We start from the raw sequence: 21111 nt of genomic DNA, 5'->3' as shown, positions 1-21111 counted from the left end.
GTCTCTCTATATGTTGAGACGTCCTTTTTGTGCTTCCGCCAACAAAAAGGAGGAGTAACAATGGGGTTTTGTGAAAAGGTAAGAAAAGAAACGGATTTTTATTGGGAGGCTAGCTTTTATCATCCTTTTGTACAAGGGATTGCAGATGGGAGTCTACCGCTGGAGAAGTTTAAGTTTTATATGTTGCAGGATGCGTATTATTTAAAACATTATACGAAAGTATTAGCTCTTGCAGCTGCAAAAGCGACAACGGATGATGATGTTCAATATTTTCTACAAACAGCAAAGTTTATCCATGATGCCGAGCTTGAGTTGCACCGTACAACGTTTAAAGAATTAGGTGTGACAGCGGATGATTTGGAACAATTCGAACCAGCACCAGCAGCCTATAACTATGTGAGCCATATGTACAATGCAGTGCATAACGGAGATGTAGCAGAAGCATTTGCGGCAATCCTGCCATGCCCATGGCTGTATCAGGAAATTGGGCAAAGATTAAAAGATGCATGCCCCAATATACCTCTTTATGAACAGTGGATTGCATTATATGCTTCCGAGGAGATGCTTCAAAATATTGAAGTACAAAAATCGATGCTAGATCGATATGCGAAAGAACAACCTGCAAAGCTTAAAGTACTACAGGAGCATTTTAAGAAAAGCTGTTATTACGAATGGATGTTTTGGGAAATGCCTTGGACGAAGCAAAGCTGGGAACAAGGAGTGTATGTAAATGAGTCTGCAAGCAATTTATAATAAACAACCATTAGTTCATTGTATTACCAACTATGTTGTCGCAAATTTTACAGCGAATGGCTTGCTGGCGGTAGGAGCTTCACCAGTAATGGCGGATGCAATAGAAGAAGTGGGTGAAATGGCTGCCCAGGCCAATGCTTTGCTTTTAAATATGGGCACTTTGAATGAACGGACAATAGAGTCGATGAAGAAAGCAGGACTTAGCGCAAACATGCATAATACTCCGGTTGTCCTTGATCCAGTAGGTGTAGGGGCAACGAAGTTTCGAGCGGAGACAGCACAACAATTGCTCGACCTTTTAAAGATTAATGTAATCCGTTGCAATATTGGAGAAATGGCGGCTCTGGCGGGAGTGAATTGGGCGTCTAAAGGTGTGGATAGTGGCAAAGGAGATATCGATGTTGCAGTGACTGCCAAAAAGTTGGCTAATAACTATCAATGTATTGTGATCGTAACAGGAGAACAAGATGTTATTACTGATGGGATAAGAGTGGAATTTGTAGAGGGTGGTCATGAAAAGGTGACAAAAATGACGGGGAGTGGCTGCTTGCTTAGTGCCTTTTGTGCAGCGGCGCTTGCAAACAGTAAAGAACCGTTTGATGACTTACTGACGCTACTAAATGAATATAAACAGGCAAGTGCCAATTCTGTTGCAACTATAGGAAATTTCCACACAAATTTCTTGAATGAACTAGAAAATTTAGCGGAGGGACGAAAATGATTACATGTACGATAGCAGGATCGGATAGCGGTGGCGGTGCCGGGATTCAAGCCGATTTAAAAACGTTTCAGGAACTCCGTGTATTTGGTACATCAGTAATCACCGCATTAACCGCACAAAATACTGAAGGAGTGCATGGAATTTTTCCGACAACGGCTGATTTCGTTCAAGCTCAGCTAAAGGCAGTACTTCAAGATTTCGACGTAAAAGCAATTAAGACAGGGATGCTGTTTAGTGCTGAAATTATCGAAGCCATTGTGACTTTACTAAAAAATACGGATATTCCGCTTATCGTTGATCCGGTCATGATTGCAAAAGGCGGTGCCAGTTTGCTAGAGCAGCAGGCAACAACAGCTCTTAAAGAAAAGTTATTGCCGCTCGCAACCGTTTGTACCCCGAATATACCGGAAGCGGAAATCCTGACAGGCTATAAAATACAAACGGAAAAGGATATCGCATCAGCGGCGCATGATTTATTAAGTCTGGGGCTGAAATGTGTTGTCATTAAGGGTGGTCACTTAAACAGTAAGCATGCGACAGATACGGTTTTCATTCGCGGGGTGCAACCATTTAAAATGAAAACCGAGCGGGTGGATACGAAACATACTCACGGTACAGGATGTACATTTTCTGCAGCGATTACCGCGGAAATGGCAAAAGGCAGATCGATAGAGGCAGCCATAATAGAAGCAAAAAAATATGTGCAGCTTGCAATCCGTCATCCGCTTAATATTGGTCATGGGTTTGGTCCGACAAATCATTTCGCCTATCATGAACAGCGGGGGATGTGCGATGTCCATGTCCTTTGATTTGAATAAATATTTTGTGATGGGAACGGCCAATTGTAAACGCGAACCATTGCTTGTTTTGGAAGAAGCTTTACAGGCAGGTATTACGATGTTCCAACTGCGAGAAAAAGGAAAAAATGCATTAAAAGGCCATGCGTATGCAGAGTTTGCCCGTCAATGCCAAAAGCTATGCCAAACATATAAAGTGCCGTTTATTATTAATGATGATGTCGAGCTTGCACTAACATTAAATGCAGATGGTATTCATGTAGGGCAGGAAGACACCGGTATTGAACAATTTAGATTCCTTGCAAAAAATAAAATCATCGGTGTATCGATTCATACGATGGAGCAACTCGAAATGGCCATTGCAAATGGGGCGGATTATGCGGGAATTGGTCCAATTTATGAAACTTCCACAAAAGATGATGCGAGAGCACCAGTAGGGCTGACGTTACTGGAAGAAGCGAAATCTCAGTACACTCAATTTCCTATTGTAGCAATTGGCGGAATCTCTGTTGAAAATAGTTTCATTGTAAGACAAACAGGAGTAAATGGAGTCGCCGTTATTTCGGCAATCAGTCATAGCGATAATATAAAAGAGGCTGTAAATTCACTATAAGTTAAATTCTGTCATATAAGTACTATTTTGATTGGAATAACCTGTACCAAATTACTCTTTTCTACTATTCTGGCAATTTAGTATGATAGTTCTGTTATACACTACAGAATATGGGAGTGAAAGAAATGTTGAAAAAACTATCTGCTTCAGCCTTAACGCTAACACTTTTAGCAAGTGGCATGTCAGCAGTTTCAGCGGCACCAGTCTCTACAAATGAAGATATGACACGTGGGGAGTTTGTGAAGGCCGTAATCGATGCATTGGGGGTAGAGGTCGGTACTGGTCAGTCTGTAAAATTTCAGGATGTACCTGATTCACTTAAGCCTTATATTGAAAAAGCGGTGGAATTAAAGTTAATTAAAGGAAAAACTCCAACTAAATTTGCACCAGACGAAAAACTGACACGCACACATGCATTCCTTATTGCGGCAAGAGGATTGCAGGATAAGGAAACATATTCTGAAAAGGTATTGGATCAGTTTAAAGACGCAAACAAAATTGGACAAGGCAATCGCCAGGAAATGGCGAAAGCGGTAGCAACAGGATTACTGACAGGCTTTGATGACGGAACGATTCGCCCGAATGATTTTGTAACAAAAGCTCAAATGCAAAAAATTCTTCAGCGCTTTTTGGAAGAATACAGTCCGGTAAAGGCAAATACGACGGTTTCTTTACGTATTTTAGGAACGACGGATATTCACACAAATATTGTAAACTATGATTATTATAAAGATACGCCAACGAACAGTTTAGGTTTGGCAAAAACTGCGCTACTAATCGAAAAGGCGCGTGAGGAAAATCCAAATACAGTGCTGTTTGACAATGGAGATGCAATACAAGGAACGCCACTTGGCTCGTATATTCAATCAGTAACGAAATTAAAAGACGGGGAAGTTCATCCATCGATTGCTGCGATGATTGCACTTGATTATGATGTAGCGACATATGGTAACCACGAGTTTAACTACGGTTTGGAATTTATCGATGAAGTAACGGATGATGCCCCATTCCCGTATGTAAATGCCAATGTGCGTAATGCAACGACAAAGGAATTAATGTATAAACCATATGTCATGATTGAAAAAGAAGTAGTCGATTCAAACGGTGAAAAAACGTTGATTAATATTGGGGTAACAGGTATTGTGCCACCTCAAATTTTAAAATGGGATAAAGCAAATTTAGAAGGAAAAGTAACAGTCGATGATTCCGTAGAGGCTGTTAAAACAGTCGTTCCGCAAATGAAAGAAGCAGGAGCAGATGTTGTCGTAGTACTTTCACACTCTGGTATGGGAGATGCTACACATGAAAAAGGGGAAGAGGATGTATCGTATTTACTATCTACAATTGAAGATGTGGATGCAATCATTACAGGGCATGCCCATGGCGTATTCCCTGGTAAAGTGGATAGCTCTATAACAAATGTGGATATTGAAAAAGGAACAATGAACGGCAAGCCGATTGTTATGGCCGGTAAATTTGGTAGCCATTTAGGGGTCATTGATCTAGAGCTTGAGAAAAAAGACGATGCATGGGATGTTACAACAGGAACGGGCGCGGTGCGTGAAATCGCAAAAGATAATGATGCTGTCAGCGCTACGGTTGTAGAAAGTGTAAAAGAAGCACATGAAGGAACAATTAAATATGTGCGTCAGGCAGTAGGGACAACGACAGCGAACATTCACAGTTACTTCTCGCAAGTTCAGGATGATCCTTCTATTCAAATTGTAACGAATGCCCAGTCAATCTATGTGAAAGAAAAGTTGAAAGATACAGCGTATGAAAACCTTCCTGTCCTGTCAGCTGGTGCACCATTCAAAGCCGGAACAAGAAGTGATCCGGAATACTATACATTTGTACCAAAAGGTGAGCTTGCAATTAAAAATGTAGCAGATTTATATTTATATGATAATACACTTGCGATGCTGAAGGTAACAGGTGCAGATGTGAAAGAATGGCTTGAAATGTCTGCAGGACAATTCAATCAAATAGATGCAACAAAATCAGAAGAACAGCAATTAATCAACGCCGAATACCGTTCATACAATTATGATGTTATTGACGGTGTGACGTATGAAATTGATGTAACAAAACCGGCAAAATATGATGCAAGTGGAAAAGTTGTAAACGAACAAGCATCACGTATTGTCAATCTGCAATATAACGGGAAGCCAATTGATGCAGCACAGGAATTTATCGTAGCGACAAATAACTATCGTGCGAATGGTACATTCCCAGGTGTTCGTAATGCGACAGCGGTTGAAATTTATCCGGATGAAAACCGTCAGGCAATTATCGACTATATTTTAGCCGAAAAAACAATTGATCCGACAGCAGATGGCAACTGGAAGTTCGCTCCGATTCCGGATAGCGTAAACGTTGTATTTGAATCTTCTAAAAAAGCAGTGGATGTATTGGATGAAAACAGCGCTATTAAGTATATTGGAGACGGTACAGACGGCTTTGGCAAGTATGGTTTAAAAACAAAGTAATTTTAAAAATGCCTGTAGGCGAAGAATTCTTTTCTTCTGTCTGCAGGTTTTTTTGTTTGTTTTAAATGACTGTCACGAGTAAGAATTAATACCGGTAAGTAACTAATTTTTTTAGAAAACCTTTTGACATAGTAACAACCTGTTGTTAATATTGAGTTGTTACTTTTTAGATAAAAAATTTAAAAGAGGATGAGAAGATGAGCAAAATCAAAACAATGGGTATTACTTTAGGAATGTCTTCCGCACTGCTACTTGCTGCTTGCGGAGATGATACGGAGAATAAAGAAAGTTCGGCCGGAGCGTCGTCTTCTAGTATTGGCGAACAAGTCGATTATACAGTAGTTGCTACTGAACCCGGGGCAGGTTTAACTGGCCTTTCCCATGAAGTAATGGAGCAATATGAGAATCTGGAGGGCTGGACATTACAGGAAAGTTCAACTGCTGGAATGCTGAGTACGTTGGATAAGGCAATACGAAATGAAGAACCGGTTATTGTGACAGGCTGGACACCACACTGGAAATTCTCGGCTTATGATTTAAAAATACTTGAAGATCCTAAAGGTATTTTAGGCGGTGCTGAAAACATTCAAACACTTGCCAGAAAAGGTTTAGAACAAGACTTGCCTGATGTATATACAGTACTTGACCGCTTTTATTGGGAGCCGGAAGATATGGAAAAAGTCATGTATGATGCACAAGAAAATGGTGACTTTGATGTAGCAGCAGCCGATTGGGTTGAAAATAATCAAGATAAAGTTAGTGAATGGACAAAAGATATAGCACAAGGAAATGGCGAAAAGGTAAAAATCATTTCAACACCTTGGGATTCGGAATTTGCTTCAAGTAGCGTAATAAAATTGGTGCTGGAACAATTAGGGTATGAACCTGAAGTAACACCAGTCGATCCGGCCATTATGTTCCAGTCAATCGCAACTGGTGAAGGGGATGTAACGGTAGCACCATGGTTACCAACAACTCACAAAGCATTTTATGATAAGCATAAAGACGATATTGTTGATTTAGGTGAAAATCTAGAAGGAACGCAAAATGGTTTTGTTGTTCCGGCATATGTAGAAATTGATTCGATTGAAGATTTAAAACCGAAAGAATAAATAGAAATATGCTCCGTAAATAGCCTATACGGGGCTTTATTTATTTGTACTTCTAGTTTGACAAAAGTAACAACTTGTAGTTAAAATGGGGTTGTCGATTTTTTAGGAGTAGATAAATTCAGATTATAGGGGATGAAACATTTGAAACGATTTAAAACTTTAGGTTTAACTATAGGGATGTCTGCAGCATTGTTATTAGCAGCATGCGGGGATGATACAGGCAGCAGTGATAATTCAAACAATGAATCTGCAAGTATAGGTGAACAAGTAGATTATAAAATCATTGGGATAGAACCTGGCGCGGGGATAACAGGTTTGTCACATGATACATTGGAACAATATGAAAATCTGGAAGGCTGGACATTACAGGAAAGTTCAACTGCAGGCATGATCGGGACGTTGGAACAGGCGATTCGCAATGAAGAACCGGTGATTGTAACTGGCTGGACACCCCATTGGATGTTCTCTGCCTATGACTTAAAATTCCTTGAAGATCCTAAAGGAGTTTTAGGAGGAGCAGAAAATATAAATACTGTCGTAAGAAAAGATCTTGAAAAGGATTTACCGGACGTCTTCACAGTGCTTGACCGATTCCATTGGGAACCGGAAGATATGGAACAAGTTATGTATGATGCACAAAATGGAGATTTCGAAACAGCTGCTGCAGCCTGGATTGAAAATAACGATGACAAAGTAAGTGAGTGGACGAAGGGTATTGAACAAGGTAACGGAGAAAAAGTGAAACTTGTTTCAGTCCCATGGGATTCAGAAATTGCATCAAGCAGCGTTGTTAAAATAGTGTTGGACAATTTAGGTTATCAAGTAGAAGTAATACCTGTAGACCCTGCGATCATGTTCCAGGCAATTGCAACTGGTGAAGGGGATGCTACTGTGGCTCCATGGTTGCCGACAACTCATCAGGCATTCTATGAAAAACACAAAGACGATATTGTGGACTTAGGCGAAAACTTGGAAGGTACGCAAAATGGCTTCGTCGTACCAGCTTATATGGACATTGATTCAATTGAAGATTTAGAACCGAAAGAATAATGAGTGAAAACCTCTTTATCGGCAAATTTATTTTAATAAAAAAGCTATGTGCAGTAGTGGGTAACCATTCTACACATAGCTTTTTTATGCAATCGTTCGCTGTGGTTCGATGCTTGGTTTACCAAATAAATAACCTTGGAATAACTTATAGCCGATTTGTTTTAGCCACTCAAAGTCTTCCTGAGTTTCTATTCCTTCCGCAAGCGGTGTTGCGCCAATTTCAAGCGCTTTTTTCAAAAACTGTTTGGCGGTATTTTGTTTTTCAAAATCCTTATTTACGCCTTGTACATATTTCATATCAAGCTTCATATAATGCGGCTTTATGTCGCCCAGCATTTCCAGAGTATTATAACCTTCTCCTACATCGTCCAATGCATATTGAAAGCCTTTATTGTTATAGTAATTCAAAATCGATTTTAAATGATCAATATCATCAACTTGCTCCGATTCCACGACTTCAAATACAAATTGATTCGGGTCAATTTCCAGAAGGTTAGCGAGCTTTACCGTTGACTGCAGGCAATATTCAGGAGAATAAATCGACGTAGGAATGAAATTGATAAATGTTTTTTTCTTTAATACAGCAGCATACTTTACGGCAGCCATGCGACATAAACGGTCCAACGCATACAGGCGCCCTCGGGTTTTAGCTGCGGCAAAAATTTCATTTGGAAAAATGAGTGAGCCATCTTCTCGGGTAAAGCGTGACAGCACCTCATAAGCGTAGATTTCATTTCTGCTATTTACAATAGGCTGAGAGTAGCTGACTACTGCATTTCTATGTATGACATCATCAATCCATTGCATTTCAAGAACAGTTTCAATTTCAGCAAGGTGCTCCCAAGGCATTTCGTCCAATCTAAAATAAATCAGTTCTGGCTCCATATAGTCTCTACTAAAGTCAAGAAACTCTTTCACGCCGGATTCTTGTATCATTACAATTTGTTCCTTTTTAGTAATTGTTAAATTCCGGCGGTTAAAGTGTTCGACAATCATATCCAACATAGCGATATTGTTTTCGCCTTTTAATAAAATCTCAAACTGTAATTCTGAAACGACACAATTTCTGCAAGACATGTAAAGTTCCCCCCTTTTAAGCTTTATTTAACTGTATAGTATAGAGCTCAAAAATACTATGTAATATTGCTTATTTTACTATTAAAATTATACATTGTACAACGTTTGTATATTAATTTTAATTATTTCGCATAAAGTTGACAATAAATAGTAAACAATGTTATACAATAATTATACAAAGTGTTGGGGTGAGGATAATGGTAATGTGGTGGAAGCAGAAAACATTGGTCGAAAAGGCATATCAAGAGGAGAAAGTGAATGACTTTAATCCTGTGATTGAATTGACAAGCATGCCTGAATTAGCACAGCAGATGAACTTGATTGGTATAGCGGAAGAAAATTTACGGCGCATAAAGTCATATCAACCAGCAATTGCAGCGGGAGTATCCGAGATTACGGATGTATTTTATGAAAATGTATTAGCCGTACCATCTTTAAAAAAGATAATCGAAGAGCGTACAAAAATTGATCGCTTAAAGAAAACATTGAGTTCTTACATTATTTCCATGTTTGACGGGGTTTTTAATGAAGAAACAATCGAAGCGAAAAGAAAACTCGCCCGCATGCATTTCAAAATCGGGTTGGATCCAAAATGGTATATGGGCACATTTCAAAAGTTGCAGGAAACAATGATTATGCTTATCAGTAAAGACATAGCGGATGTTGCAGGAAGAGAAATTATTCAATTAAATGTGTCAAAACTTATAAACCTTGAGATGCAGATTGTTTTAGAGGAGTATGAAAAGGAAAATTTGAATCTTCGAAAAGAACAATATAATGTTGTAAAGTTTGAACTGAAGGATAAATTATCCGCCATTATTCAAAATCTCGCAGACTTAACGGAAGAAACGAACCAATCGATTGAACAAGTAAACAGCCATACATTTCAGATAAGTAGTACGATTGAATCTAATGTTAAAATTGTACAGCATATACATACAGATGCAGTGACAGGGAACAGCGAAGTTACAAGGCTGGAGCAGGAGATGCTTGAAATTAGGGATAGTACGGTTGAAATGGGACAACTGATCGGGAATTTAAAAACGTCTTCCGAACAGATTATCGATATTGTGGCCCTTGTTAAAAATATTGCAGACCAAACAAATTTACTTGCATTAAATGCCTCGATTGAAGCAGCAAGAGCGGGGGAACATGGTAAGGGGTTTGCTGTTGTCGCACAGGAAGTACGGAAACTGGCGGAACAATCGAAAAGCTCTGTAGAAAATATAACAAATCTCATCCAGACATCCACGCTGCTAACGTCGACTGCTGTTCAAATGATTGAAAGGGTTCAGTTGAGGGTGGATTCAGGTTTGGATGTATCGATCAATACCCAAACGATATTTCAGCAAATTTTGAAGGCAATCGAACAAAATGAAGCGCAAATAAAGGAAGTCGCAATGGATATAACAAATTTGGGCAGTGTCATCGGCAACATCGGTCAAGAAACGAGAGATGTTGCAATTACTGCAGACGAGCTTTACCAAATGACTACCCACCTATAAAGTTTTATAGAGTGTTTTGTTATGAATAATGCTGTGTAAAAGTGCCATCGCTTTTACACAGTTTTTTGTTTTATAAGTCTCTTTTTTTATAAGTGTAATTACAAAATGATTGGGAATAGTAAGGTAGGTGAGAATAAATTAACAAATAAGGAGCCACATTGAAATGAAAATTACTGCAGCTGTAACTGAAGCACAAGGAAAAGATTTTGTCTTGCAGGAAGTAGAACTAGCATCCCCAAAAGCAAATGAAGTGTTGATTAAAATTGTAGCAACAGGTGTTTGTCATACAGACGCGGTAGCACGTGATTTAGCAATTGCTCCGCTTCCAGCTGTTCTTGGACATGAAGGATCTGGAATTGTAGAAGAAGTGGGAGAAGGTGTGACAAGTTTAGAAAAGGGTGACCATGTTGTCATATCGTTTGCACATTGCGGGACGTGTCCAAACTGTTTAACAGGTCATCCAACAGTATGTGATACGTTTAACCCACTCAACTTTGGCGGCGTTCAGGATGATTATACAACACGTCTATCAAAAGATGGTGCTGAGTTAGCAACATTTTTCGGTCAGTCTTCATTCGGAACATATGCAATTGCGCATGAGCGAAATGTTGTAAAAGTAGATAAGGATGTTGATTTAGCGTTGCTTGGTCCTCTGGGCTGTGGTATTCAAACAGGTGCCGGGACAGTATTAAATCGACTTCGACCACAATTTGGTTCTACAATTGTCATATACGGATGCGGTGCTGTTGGTTTATCTGCGTTGATGGCAGCAAAAATTGTAGGCTGTAAACATATTATTGCCGTTGACGTCCATGACTCACGACTGAAGTTTGCAAAGGAACTAGGAGCGACACATGTATTAAATGGCCGAAATGTTGATGTCGTTGCCAAGGTTAAAAAGATTACAAACGGCGGTTCAAACTATGCAGTTGAAACGACAGGTGTGCCACCAGTTGTGAAGCAATCCCTTAATGCATTACGTCCATTAGGTACTTGTGCGATTGTAGGGGTGACACCTGAGATGACAATCGATGTCCATAACGATATTATGGCGGAAGGAAAAACAATGATGGGAGTCATCGAAGGAGATTCGGTACCTCGTGTATTTATTCCGGAATTAGTCAACTATTATAAAGATGGTAAATTCCCGTTTGATCGACTCGTAAAATTTTATGAATTCGAACAAATTAATGAAGCTTTTGAAGACTCTAAAAATGGGACTACTATTAAGCCAATTTTAAAAATCGCGAAATAAATTGACTAAAGCCGAGAACATAGACATTCTCGGCTTTTTGATTATATCGCAGTCAATCCAAATAATCGTGTTTTCGTGCTTCATCTGCATATTCTTTGGAAATTTGCCCCTGCAGAAAATCGTCCTTGGAAACATGCAATATTTCTAGTGCAGAATACATATCTTCATCATCTTTATCTTTGTATAAATCGTTGTAGTGATCGAAATCTCCTTCAAAATCTGCTGGTGTATCGGAATTTCCATACTGTGCGACGATTTGGAAGGAATCTTCGTTATCTTGAAGCTCATCATCCTTTTCCCGATTTGAAAAGGAGTTGTCAACAGCCGGATGGAGCAATTGTTCTTCAACCGGACGATCTGCCGCAGGAGTTTTTGCATCACTATGCTCAATACAAAAAGCCGTATACGGAATTGCTTGCAGTCGATCATATGGGATTTCTGTTTGGCATTTTGCACAAATTCCATATGTACCGTTATTCATCCGATCAAATGCCGCTTCAATTTGGCTCAATAAGTCATCACTATGCACTTTTAATGCCATATCTTTTTCACGGTCATATAATTCGGTCGCTAAATCCGCGGGATGATTGTCAATAGTTGAGAGCTCATCTGTAGAGTCCCTTAAACTGGCACGTGCAATAAGTTCATTTTCATTAGTGTTGACATCACCAATTAGTTCTCTTTTTTGTTCGATGAGCAGTCGTTTTAATTTAGTAAGTTGTTTTTCACTAAGCATCATAATCAATTCCTTTCAATTTTAGTATGGGCGAAATACGATGAATTATTTCAAAACATCGTGAACTGCTTTCGTATAGTTTCTTTTTAAATTAGAAATACTAATATATAAGGCGAAATTTTATGTACACATAAAAATATCCATTCTATAGGAGGAGTCGAAGTTGCTAAATACTGAAAATACACTATCCATTTTCGCACTAGGCGGCATTAATGAAATCGGAAAAAATATGTATGTCATTGAATATGGGCAAGAATTAGTTATCGTTGATTGTGGCGGGAAATTTGCAGATCAGAGTTTATTAGGTGTCGATTTGATAATCCCGGATTTAAGCTATTTGGAAGAAAATAAACATAAAATCAAAGCTTTAGTTGTAACGCATGGACATGAAGATCATATTGGCGGAATCCCATATTTGTTGAGAAAAATTAATATGCCAATTTATGCATCCAGATTTACCCTTGGGTTAATTGAGCTGAAACTAAAGGAGCACAAATTGCTCCGTAATACAGAATTAATTGAGATTAATGCAGAGTCAAAAATTAATTTTGACCAACTATCGCTCACTTTCTTTAAGACAAGTCACAGTATTCCTGACTGTTTAGGGATTGTTTTTCATACGCCTGAAGGGAAAGTCATTCATACAGGTGACTTTAAATTTGATTTCACACCCGTTAATGATCAACCATCAGATATTCATAAAATGGCAGCACTCGGTACAGAAGGGGTGCTCGCCCTCATATCCGAAAGTACAAACGCCGAACGTCCCGGATTTACACCATCCGAGCAAGTAATTGGAGGTCATTTGGATGAGGAATTTCAAAAAGCGACCGGAAAAATCTTCATTTCTACTTTTGCATCCAATGTAAATCGCATTCAGCAAATCGTTGAAGCAGCAAAAAAGACGAATCGGAAAATTGTTCTTCTAGGTCGCAGCATGGTCAATGTTACGTCTGTTGCGATGCGACTGGGCAACTTGGACATTCCAGGCTGGATGCTTATCGAGCCAAGAGAATTAAAAGAGTTACCGCCGGAACGGGCAGTAATATTATGTACAGGAAGCCAAGGGGAGCCATTAGCTGCGCTTTCCCGACTCTCAACTGGTCGTAATCGGGATGTTAAAGTTGTGCAAGGCGATACGGTTATTTTCGCAGCTTCACCAATACCTGGAAATGAAAAAGATGTTTCAAAAATTGTTGATAATCTGTTTCAGCTTGGCGCAAAAGTAGTATACGGAAATTCGAGCATTACCGGTATGCACGTATCGGGTCATGGCTATCAAGAAGATTTAAAAATGATGCTGACACTTATGAAGCCAAAATATTTTATTCCCATTCATGGAGAATACCGCATGCTTCATATTCATCGGTCACTGGCAGAAGCGGTTGGTGTTGAAAAAGGGCATACATTTATCCTTAAAAATGGTGAAATTGTTGACATTAAAGGCGGGGAAGCGCGGCAAACACGGGCTATTCCGGCAGGAGATTCGTACGTGGATGGTACTGGAAGTGATGAAGTCGGTGAAATCGTATTGCGTGATCGGAAGCAACTATCCGAAGATGGGATGCTTGTGATTGTCGTCACGATCAGTAAATTCGATGGGTCCATTATTTCTGGTCCTGACAGTATTTCTCGCGGATTCGTCTATGCGAGAGAATCAGAAGGATTAATAAATGATATTAACGAAATTGCTCAAGCAGCTGTCGAAAACTTTAAAGAAGCCAATCCGTTTGCTATGAAAAAAGCGATTAAACACGCGGTAGATCAATATATCTTTACATTAAAAATGAAAAAGCCCATGATTTTGCCGATAATAATTGAAATATAAAGTTAAATTATTACAGAAAAACGATCTTGAAAGGAAATAATCGCTTTCAAGATCGTTATTTTATTACATGCATTTTAGTCTTTTTTTGTTTGGGCTCACTAAAATTAAGCAGGCTGAAGCTCCGTTTGTTCCAGAAGCTGTTTGTAAACTGCCAAATCTTCTTCATAATTATTAATATATGTGGAAAGACTATGATTTTTTATCATTTCAAATGTATTTTGATCAATGAATAATAATTTTTCATTTAGGTTTTCTGCGTTAGCCCATGCGGTTTCTTCAAAGGCAATGTTCATTTGATGTTCTTCTATTAACATGCCTAATAAATCAGGATTTTTAAAAATTTCTTTAGTAGAATATTGATCTCTCATATCAAAATAATCGAGGGTTCTAGTTAAAGAAGCATCTAGTGCAGGACGGTCAATAGCGTGACCAAGTTCATGAAGAGTAATGGTTTTTACATATTGATCAAATGGAATGCTTGATAATTCGCCAGCTGCTTCCACTAAACGGTTTGCATCAAAACTAACAACATTTGTTATAAAGTTATAGCTCATATTTACTCCGGTATGATCCTCCTCCAACATTATAGGGAGGCCGGTAGCTTTAATAGTGGAATAAATTAATTTATATAAAAATTCGTTTGTATATTGGTTCATGTATACGCTCATTTCCTTTTCTATATATATAATAAATAAGAAAACACAATAAAATGCTCGCTCTAATTTAAGCAAGCATAAAATAATATATAATTGTTATATAATATTTTCAAGTAATTTGTTTGGATATGTATACTGTTCGAGGGGAAATTTGGATAATAGGGTAAAAATCCATACAAATAAGGGTGTTCGCCATTCTTCTAAATGGCAAACACCCTTTATTAATGTAAAGAATTAATATTTACATCATGAATCAACCTATCTTCAAGGTTAATTAAATCATTATGAGTTATTTTTTTTGTTATTATTGTTACTGTTATTGTTTCTACGGCTAGCTTCTCCGCCTTTGCGGCCAGCTTCTTCACGGCTCATTTTGCCGCCATTATTGTTATTATTACCGTTTTGGTTGTTTCCGCTGCTTGCTTCTCCGCCTTTACGGCCGATTTCTTCATAAAATTCTCTACCATGGTTATTAGATGTAGCCTCTCCGCCTTTACGACCCGCTTCTTGAACCGTCATTTGTCCGTCATTCTGATTCTGATTACGTTTGTTGTTATTAGCCATTTCTTACATCCTCCTAGTGAAAATTTTTTAGCTTATTGCTAAGCTTACTAGTTAAATTCCCATCTCTCGTTATATTAAACATAAATTATATTTCATTTATATTACAAAAAAATGATGTAAAGTTATTAGAATCTGAAGAAGAGGTTCATCATAAAATAGAAGTATTTCAAATGACATAGGCATGTAAAGCAATGTAAGGGTGATTTATTTCAACTATTTCGATAATTTTTACAATTTCTGTAGTTTGGTATGATAAAATAGCTATTATGCATAATTTTCAGTTAATTTTAAAAATTGTAATACAACAGTTATGAAATTTGTTATTGTTGTATTACAACATAAGAGAGATACATAGGGGGAAAGTTAAATGAATGCGATCACATTAGTAATTGGGGCAATCTGTATTTTAGTAATTGCCTATCGTTTTTACGGAATTTTCTTTACAAAGAAAGTATTAAAGATTAACGAAGATATACCTACACCTGCAAATGAAAAAAATGACGGACAAGATTACGTGCCAACAAATCGTTGGGTAGCTTTTGGACATCACTTTGCAGCCATTGCCGCAGCAGGACCGCTAGTTGGACCAATTTTAGCCGCGCAATTCGGTTATTTACCGGGTTATCTTTGGTTATTAATTGGTGCTGTTATTGGGGGCGCCGTACACGATGCAGTTGTATTATTTGCTTCGATGACAAAAGGCGGGAAGTCATTATCGGAAGTTATGCGTGAAGAGCTTGGGCCTGTCGCTGGTTTTTGTACAGGATTAGCGATGCTGTTCATCATTACAATTACAATGGCCGGTTTATCAATGGTTATTTTAGGAGCTTTAGCAGAAAACCCTTGGGGAACATTTGCAGTTGCAGCAACGATTCCGATTGCCATGCTCATGGGTCTTATCAATAAATTCACAGGAAACTTAAAGATTTCAACAATACTTGGGGTCATTCTTCTCGTTGGGGCCGTTTTTTACGGACCGTCTATTCAAGGTACATGGCTAGGAGATGTATTAACATTAGATCGTGAAACTTTATCGATTCTATTGCCGATTTATGCGTTCTTTGCAGCTGCATTGCCAGTTTGGTTCTTACTTGCACCACGTGATTATTTGAGCAGTTTCATGAAGATAGGGGTATTTATTGCTTTAATCATTGGGGTGTTTATTATTAACCCTACAATTCAATTCCCTGCGTTTATTCCTGAATTCCTAGGAGGCGGTCCGATCGTTGCAGGTCCTGTGTGGCCATTCGTTTCGATTACAATTGCATGTGGAGCTATTTCCGGTTTCCATGCATTTGTAGGATCAGGTACTACGCCGAAAATGTTAAACCGTTGGGATGATATTCGCGTAGTTGGTTTTGGTGCTATGCTCGTAGAATGTGTCGTTGGGGTAATGGCACTGATCGCTGCAACTGTACTGCATCCGGCAGATTACTTTGCGATTAACTCATCACCTGAAGCATTCGCAAAATTGGGAATGACGGTTGTCGATTTACCGGTGCTGTCAGAAGCAATTGGTATGGATCTGGAGGGTCGTACTGGTGGTGCAGTAACACTTGCAGTCGGTATGGCATCCATTTTCTCTGGGGTAGAATGGTTTAGCCATTTAACCGCTTATTTCTATCAATTTGTTATTATGTTTGAAGCTGTATTTATTTTAACTGCAATTGACGCAGGTACACGTACAGCTCGTTACTTAATTCAAGACTTTTTAGGAAATGTTTATAAGCCGCTTAAAAAGACGGATTGGCTCCCAGGCGCAATTGGGGCAAGTGCATTGGCCTGTATCATGTGGGGATACTTATTAAATTCAGGGGATATTGCTTCTGTATGGGCATTATTCGGTGTGTCCAACCAGTTAATGGCCTCCATTGGTCTAGTATGCGGTGTAACATTCGTATTAAAAGTAGCGGATAAGCGTATTTATGCTTTAACTTGCTTTATTCCGTTAGTATATTTATATATTACGGTAAACGTAGCAGGATTCTGGATGGTGAAAAATGTTTACTGGAACGATATGGCTGGTGGCTACAATATTTTAAACGGTATTTTATCGATTATTATGCTTACACTAGGATTGATCATTGTTATTACATCAGTCATAAAATGGCGTGAACTATGGGCACATCCACGTTTTACAAAACAAGCTACTGCTAACTAAAACAATTAAAAAAGAACGGAAAATTAGAGTAACCTCTAAATTTTCCGTTCTTTTTGTGTTGAGTATAAATAATTTAAAAAATCGTCCTTAAAAACAGCGTTTAAAATACACGGTTGCTTTTGTCTTTTTTCCAGCAGCAAATGTTCTTCAGGAAATTGCTGTTCGACATTTAAAGATATGAAAGGAAGTTTTTCCTGCGCTTTTTGAGAACGCAAATTGACTGTACGTGCACCGGCAAATACTACTTCAAGATGTAAATATTCAAATGCTATTTTCAAAAGTTCAATTTTGGAGGCCAGATTATAGCCTTGGCCCCAATAATCCACTGCAATCCAGCTTCCGATATGGCATTGTTTATTGGACTGATCGATAAACATCAATGTCGTAATTCCGATCAATTGGTCCTCTTCATTCAAAATTAAACGGGAAATAGTTTTCCCTTCTGATTCCTCCATTAGAGTATTAATAATAAAGTTTTCCGTATCTTCCACAGATTGTGTCGGAAGTCCGAGTGCATTCTTTACTTCGGGCGCCTGCGATAAACGATGAATTTCTGGTGCATAACGAAGTGCTTGTGGAATTAATGTTACTTTTTTCATTCATATAACCTCACTTTCCGATGAAACGTGCCAAACCTGCGTATGGTACATTGTTTCATTTTACATTATATTCAAAAAATATCCGATTATTTTTTAGAAAATAAAAATAAATTAAAAAATAAGGTTGTTTTATTTAAGTAAGTATAATAATATAACTCATATAATATAAAACCAAGTTGAATAATCGGTATTGGGGTGAAAACTAGTTGTCGACAGTTAAGATTGAAATTAAAGAAGTTTCAAAGTCGTATGGAGAAAAAGGTCCGACAGTTTTAAAAGATGTTTCTTTTAATATAAATCACGGTGAAGTCATTGCCATTCTTGGGAAAAGCGGTTGTGGTAAAAGTACATTGTTAAATTGTATCGGTGGCTTTGAAACGATTGTTCAAGGACAAATCATGCTTGATGGGACTGCCGTTACAAAACCTAGTAAGCGCTGTATTATGCTTATGCAAAATTACGGGCTGTTGCCATGGCGCTCTGTTCGAAAAAATGTGGAGCTCGGTATTGAAAATTCAAATTTACCGACTGCTGACATTACAAAAAGAGCGGCCCATTATTTACAGATGGTCGGTTTGGAAGACCGTGCTAATGCATTGCCTAGCGAACTTTCAGGTGGTATGCAGCAACGAGTCGCAATTGCCCGTGCGCTAGCCATTCAACCGGAAGTTATTTTAATGGATGAACCGTTTGGAGCGCTTGATACATTTACACGCTATTATTTACAGGATGAATTAAAACAAATTCAGCAACGCGAGAAAATGACAATTGTATTAGTAACCCACGATATTGATGAAGCAATTTATTTAGCAGATCGCATCCTTATTATGAAGCCTAATCCAGGTGAAATTCATAAAGAAGTTGTGCTAAAGTTGCCAAAGGACCGCAATCGTGCTGATGCAGATTTTCAACATTACCGCGAAATCATTTTTAATGAATTCCAATTTACTCATGATAAAGCAGCAATTGAATTTAACATTTAGGAGGATAGTAGATGAAAAAAGTAGCGTTAATGATAACACTGCTGTTCGTCGTATTGTTGACGGCGTGCGGGACGAACGAAACAGGAAGTACTGCAGGTGACGGGGAAAAGCCAACGATTAAAATCGGGTATTTACCGATTACGCACGCGGTACCGTTATATATGCAAAATGATGAAAAATATGAAGATTATAATTTAGAGCTCGTGAAATTCGGTTCTTGGCCTGAGCTGATGGATGCACTGAATACTGGTGCAATTGATGGGGCATCTGTATTAATCCAATTAGCGATGAACGCAAAGGAAAAAGGCATTGACCTAAAAGCAGTCGCACTTGGTCATCGTGATGGCAATGTATTAATTGGAGGTAAGGATATAAATTCCGTGGAAGAACTGAAAGGGAAATCTTTTGCAATTCCAAGCCGGTTTTCAACACACAATATTTTGTTGTATGAAATGCTGAAAAAGCATGGCATTGCTTACGATGAAGTGGATGTTATCGAATTGCCCCCAGCGGAAATGCCTGCTGCTTTAGCGGAAGGGCGTATTGCTGGTTATGTAGTTGCGGAGCCGTTTGGTGCGATTTCTGTTGCATTGGAAAACGGAAAAGTGCTTTATCAGTCAGAAGAAATTTGGCAAGATTCAATTGATTGCGGCTTAGTATTGCGCGGTCAGTTTATTAAAGATAATAAAGAATTGGCAGGGAAATTTGTCGATGACTATGTAGCAGGCGGAGAGCTAGCACAAGGGAAAGACGATCATATGCATGAAATCGTTGGGCAATATTTAACAGTTGAAAAAAATGTATTGGATATTTCATTAGATTGGATTTCCTACGATAATTTACGCATTGAACAAGACAGCTATACGATTTTACGTGATGCATTACTGGAGATGGGATTATCCGAAAACCCTCCTTCCTATGAAGATTTTGTTGATGCTAGCTTTGTAAATTAGTAGAGGACGGAGGGATATTATGGCGATAGTGAAGAAATTGTCCCCGATTACACTTGGCTTTCTATTATTACTTGTCGTATGGCAAGCTGCAATTATGATAGGTGGGCACCAGTCGGCACTTTTCCCTCCGCCTTTAAAAGTGGGGGAAGCATTACTGGCGATCATTTCCGATGGTTCGCTGTTTGCACATATACAAATTAGTTTATTTCGATTTTTCACAGGCTATCTGATCGCTGTCGTTGCAGCAATTTTGTTAGGGCTTATTTTAGGAAGGTTACCGGCTGTCTGGAAAGTGCTCGACCCGGTAGTTCAAGTATTGCGACCGGTTTCGCCGATTGCATGGTCACCGTTTATCGTTCTATGGTTCGGCATTGGCAATATGCCGGCGATCGTTATTATTTTTATCGCTGCATTTTTCCCGGTGTTATTGTCAACGGTATCCGCGGTAAAAAAAGTTGATAAAACGTATCTACGAATCGCATCAAATTTTGAAATGAGCACTTTTGAGACAATGCGGAAAATTATATTGCCGGCATCATTTCCAATGATCGCCAATGGGCTGCATATGGCATTAGGTTCAGCGTGGATTTTCCTCGTCGCGGGGGAAATGGTCGGAGCGCAATCGGGTTTAGGATTTTTAATTATCGATGCACGAAATTCCTTAAGTCTAGATTTAGTTATGGCATGCATTGTTGTAATTGGGGTACTTGGTCTTTTACTCGACAAAGGCATTCATTATTTTGAAAGTTGGGTAAACCGCATTTGGGGAGGGGCCAAATAAAACTGCCTAATGAGTTTAGACAGTTTTTAATGGCCGTATATGAATCGTGTCGACGCGTTTGCCTGTTTCAGTAGAATAATAACCGACTTCTACACGCTGTTCATCAGGCCCGACGATTTCTTTATAACAGGTTTCTAGATGATCAGCACCCCATATAATCATGGAGTTGAATACATGCTCAAGGGCTGTCCCTTTTTCGGTTAATGTATAACGGTAGCGTGGGGGATGGGCGGAATATAGCCCGCTTTGAACGATCTGTGCTTCTTCCAATTCTTTTAACCTATTTGACAGAATATTCGCTGATAAACCTGGAAGCTTGAGCTTAATATCATTAAAGTTGGTTTCGCCGATAAGTAGTTCGTGAATAATGAGAAGCGTCCAACGATCTCCCAAAATATTTAATGTTTGTGCAATGTTACAGGGTAAGTCATAACGTGTTTTCATGTTTTCGCCTCCTTGATACAAGTATAAACATTAA

At 38.7% G+C, this 21111-nt stretch carries 20 protein-coding genes; 14 read left to right on the top strand and 6 right to left on the bottom strand.

Translation table 11 applies throughout. From position 1 onward, the window contains the following. Positions 1–60 precede the first annotated feature (60 nt). The 7 genes from tenA (at position 61) to MHH44_RS14335 (ending at position 7535) form a co-directional block, all read left to right on the top strand. A complete protein-coding gene (gene tenA / locus MHH44_RS14365; protein ID WP_087615873.1) occupies positions 61–753 on the top strand; it encodes a thiaminase II in 693 nt (230 codons plus the stop codon). After that, positions 731–1474 carry a hydroxyethylthiazole kinase gene (gene thiM / locus MHH44_RS14360; RefSeq protein ID WP_340798899.1) on the top strand — a complete coding sequence of 248 codons (744 nt, stop codon included), beginning with the start codon at positions 731–733 and terminating at the stop codon, positions 1472–1474. The genes tenA and thiM overlap by 23 nt, the downstream gene beginning before the upstream one ends. Then, on the top strand, positions 1471–2283 hold the full coding sequence (thiD, locus tag MHH44_RS14355) for a bifunctional hydroxymethylpyrimidine kinase/phosphomethylpyrimidine kinase (RefSeq protein ID WP_340798898.1): 813 nt from the start codon (positions 1471–1473) through the stop codon (positions 2281–2283). Before thiM ends, thiD begins: the two co-directional genes overlap by 4 nt. After that, positions 2267–2884 carry a thiamine phosphate synthase gene (thiE, locus tag MHH44_RS14350; protein WP_340798897.1) on the top strand — a complete coding sequence of 206 codons (618 nt, stop codon included), beginning with the start codon at positions 2267–2269 and terminating at the stop codon, positions 2882–2884. Before thiD ends, thiE begins: the two co-directional genes overlap by 17 nt. Positions 2885–3009: 125 nt before the next feature. Next, a complete protein-coding gene (locus MHH44_RS14345; RefSeq protein ID WP_340798896.1) occupies positions 3010–5373 on the top strand; it encodes a bifunctional 2',3'-cyclic-nucleotide 2'-phosphodiesterase/3'-nucleotidase in 2364 nt (787 codons plus the stop codon). 197 nt (positions 5374–5570) lie between these two features. Further along, positions 5571–6485 (top strand): glycine betaine ABC transporter substrate-binding protein, encoded by a 915-nt coding sequence (locus MHH44_RS14340; RefSeq protein WP_008405123.1) that lies wholly within the window; start codon positions 5571–5573, stop codon positions 6483–6485. 141 nt (positions 6486–6626) lie between these two features. Next, positions 6627–7535, top strand: coding sequence for a glycine betaine ABC transporter substrate-binding protein (locus MHH44_RS14335; RefSeq protein ID WP_340798895.1), 909 nt, complete (start codon positions 6627–6629; stop codon positions 7533–7535). 84 nt (positions 7536–7619) lie between these two features. On the opposite strand, the gene MHH44_RS14330 is transcribed toward MHH44_RS14335, so the two are convergent. Then, positions 7620–8612 (bottom strand): EAL domain-containing protein, encoded by a 993-nt coding sequence (locus tag MHH44_RS14330; protein WP_008405127.1) that lies wholly within the window; start codon positions 8610–8612, stop codon positions 7620–7622. Positions 8613–8809: 197 nt separating this feature from the next. Here MHH44_RS14330 and MHH44_RS14325 point away from each other — a divergent pair, with 197 nt between their 5' ends. Further along, on the top strand, positions 8810–10117 hold the full coding sequence (locus tag MHH44_RS14325) for a globin-coupled sensor protein (protein ID WP_340798894.1): 1308 nt from the start codon (positions 8810–8812) through the stop codon (positions 10115–10117). 163 nt (positions 10118–10280) lie between these two features. Beyond that, positions 10281–11372, top strand: a complete 1092-nt coding sequence (locus MHH44_RS14320) for an NAD(P)-dependent alcohol dehydrogenase (RefSeq protein WP_340798893.1) — start codon at positions 10281–10283, stop codon at positions 11370–11372. Positions 11373–11424: 52 nt separating this feature from the next. Here MHH44_RS14320 and MHH44_RS14315 read toward each other — a convergent pair whose 3' ends face one another. Beyond that, positions 11425–12111 carry a TraR/DksA C4-type zinc finger protein gene (locus tag MHH44_RS14315; protein WP_340798892.1) on the bottom strand — a complete coding sequence of 229 codons (687 nt, stop codon included), beginning with the start codon at positions 12109–12111 and terminating at the stop codon, positions 11425–11427. A gap of 160 nt (positions 12112–12271) precedes the next feature. On the opposite strand from MHH44_RS14315, the gene MHH44_RS14310 reads away from it, so the two are divergent. Continuing rightward, entirely contained in the window at positions 12272–13936 is a 1665-nt protein-coding gene (locus MHH44_RS14310) for a ribonuclease J (RefSeq protein ID WP_340798891.1), read from the top strand. A gap of 104 nt (positions 13937–14040) precedes the next feature. Here the strand turns inward: MHH44_RS14310 and MHH44_RS14305 are convergent, their stop codons facing one another. Together MHH44_RS14305 and MHH44_RS14300 are read right to left on the bottom strand one after the other, a co-directional pair. After that, a complete protein-coding gene (locus MHH44_RS14305; protein ID WP_008405133.1) occupies positions 14041–14592 on the bottom strand; it encodes a hypothetical protein in 552 nt (183 codons plus the stop codon). A 282-nt stretch (positions 14593–14874) separates the two neighbouring features. Next, positions 14875–15156 (bottom strand): KGG domain-containing protein, encoded by a 282-nt coding sequence (locus tag MHH44_RS14300; protein WP_008405134.1) that lies wholly within the window; start codon positions 15154–15156, stop codon positions 14875–14877. Between the two features lie 367 nt (positions 15157–15523). Here MHH44_RS14300 and MHH44_RS14295 point away from each other — a divergent pair, with 367 nt between their 5' ends. Further along, positions 15524–17317 (top strand): carbon starvation CstA family protein, encoded by a 1794-nt coding sequence (locus MHH44_RS14295; protein WP_008405135.1) that lies wholly within the window; start codon positions 15524–15526, stop codon positions 17315–17317. A 35-nt stretch (positions 17318–17352) separates the two neighbouring features. Here MHH44_RS14295 and MHH44_RS14290 read toward each other — a convergent pair whose 3' ends face one another. Continuing rightward, positions 17353–17916 carry a GNAT family N-acetyltransferase gene (locus MHH44_RS14290; RefSeq protein ID WP_065215590.1) on the bottom strand — a complete coding sequence of 188 codons (564 nt, stop codon included), beginning with the start codon at positions 17914–17916 and terminating at the stop codon, positions 17353–17355. A gap of 206 nt (positions 17917–18122) precedes the next feature. Between MHH44_RS14290 and MHH44_RS14285 the strand changes: the two genes are divergently transcribed. From MHH44_RS14285 to MHH44_RS14275, 3 genes are read left to right on the top strand one after another with little or no spacing between them, the layout of a single operon-like run. Beyond that, entirely contained in the window at positions 18123–18899 is a 777-nt protein-coding gene (locus MHH44_RS14285) for an ABC transporter ATP-binding protein (RefSeq protein ID WP_340798890.1), read from the top strand. 11 nt (positions 18900–18910) lie between these two features. After that, the gene (locus MHH44_RS14280; protein WP_340798889.1) at positions 18911–19852 is read left to right on the top strand and encodes an ABC transporter substrate-binding protein; all 942 of its coding nucleotides are present in this window, start codon (positions 18911–18913) and stop codon (positions 19850–19852) included. 19 nt (positions 19853–19871) lie between these two features. After that, on the top strand, positions 19872–20633 hold the full coding sequence (locus MHH44_RS14275; protein WP_340798888.1) for an ABC transporter permease: 762 nt from the start codon (positions 19872–19874) through the stop codon (positions 20631–20633). Positions 20634–20648: 15 nt separating this feature from the next. Here the strand turns inward: MHH44_RS14275 and MHH44_RS14270 are convergent, their stop codons facing one another. After that, on the bottom strand, positions 20649–21077 hold the full coding sequence (locus tag MHH44_RS14270; protein WP_340798887.1) for a winged helix-turn-helix transcriptional regulator: 429 nt from the start codon (positions 21075–21077) through the stop codon (positions 20649–20651). Between the last annotated feature and the right edge of the window lie 34 nt (positions 21078–21111).

Source organism: Solibacillus sp. FSL K6-1126 (genome assembly GCF_038003445.1).
In the GTDB taxonomy this organism is placed as follows: domain Bacteria; phylum Bacillota; class Bacilli; order Bacillales_A; family Planococcaceae; genus Solibacillus; species Solibacillus silvestris.
Note: the sequence above shows the minus strand (reverse complement) of the source record. Positions and strands in the feature narration are given on the sequence as shown.

Excerpts from the sequence above, each read along its gene's own strand:
- tenA (WP_087615873.1), top strand. The coding sequence starts at position 61 with ATGGGGTTTTGTGAAAAGGTAAGAAAAGAAACGGATTTTTATTGGGAG.
- thiM (WP_340798899.1), top strand. The coding sequence starts at position 731 with ATGAGTCTGCAAGCAATTTATAATAAACAACCATTAGTTCATTGTATT.
- thiD (WP_340798898.1), top strand. The coding sequence starts at position 1,471 with ATGATTACATGTACGATAGCAGGATCGGATAGCGGTGGCGGTGCCGGG.
- thiE (WP_340798897.1), top strand. The coding sequence starts at position 2,267 with ATGTCCATGTCCTTTGATTTGAATAAATATTTTGTGATGGGAACGGCC.
- MHH44_RS14345 (WP_340798896.1), top strand. The coding sequence starts at position 3,010 with ATGTTGAAAAAACTATCTGCTTCAGCCTTAACGCTAACACTTTTAGCA.
- MHH44_RS14340 (WP_008405123.1), top strand. The coding sequence starts at position 5,571 with ATGAGCAAAATCAAAACAATGGGTATTACTTTAGGAATGTCTTCCGCA.
- MHH44_RS14330 (WP_008405127.1), bottom strand. The coding sequence starts at position 8,612 with ATGTCTTGCAGAAATTGTGTCGTTTCAGAATTACAGTTTGAGATTTTA.
- MHH44_RS14325 (WP_340798894.1), top strand. The coding sequence starts at position 8,810 with ATGGTAATGTGGTGGAAGCAGAAAACATTGGTCGAAAAGGCATATCAA.
- MHH44_RS14320 (WP_340798893.1), top strand. The coding sequence starts at position 10,281 with ATGAAAATTACTGCAGCTGTAACTGAAGCACAAGGAAAAGATTTTGTC.
- MHH44_RS14315 (WP_340798892.1), bottom strand. The coding sequence starts at position 12,111 with ATGATGCTTAGTGAAAAACAACTTACTAAATTAAAACGACTGCTCATC.
- MHH44_RS14305 (WP_008405133.1), bottom strand. The coding sequence starts at position 14,592 with ATGAACCAATATACAAACGAATTTTTATATAAATTAATTTATTCCACT.
- MHH44_RS14300 (WP_008405134.1), bottom strand. The coding sequence starts at position 15,156 with ATGGCTAATAACAACAAACGTAATCAGAATCAGAATGACGGACAAATG.
- MHH44_RS14295 (WP_008405135.1), top strand. The coding sequence starts at position 15,524 with ATGAATGCGATCACATTAGTAATTGGGGCAATCTGTATTTTAGTAATT.
- MHH44_RS14290 (WP_065215590.1), bottom strand. The coding sequence starts at position 17,916 with ATGAAAAAAGTAACATTAATTCCACAAGCACTTCGTTATGCACCAGAA.
- MHH44_RS14280 (WP_340798889.1), top strand. The coding sequence starts at position 18,911 with ATGAAAAAAGTAGCGTTAATGATAACACTGCTGTTCGTCGTATTGTTG.
- MHH44_RS14275 (WP_340798888.1), top strand. The coding sequence starts at position 19,872 with ATGGCGATAGTGAAGAAATTGTCCCCGATTACACTTGGCTTTCTATTA.
- MHH44_RS14270 (WP_340798887.1), bottom strand. The coding sequence starts at position 21,077 with ATGAAAACACGTTATGACTTACCCTGTAACATTGCACAAACATTAAAT.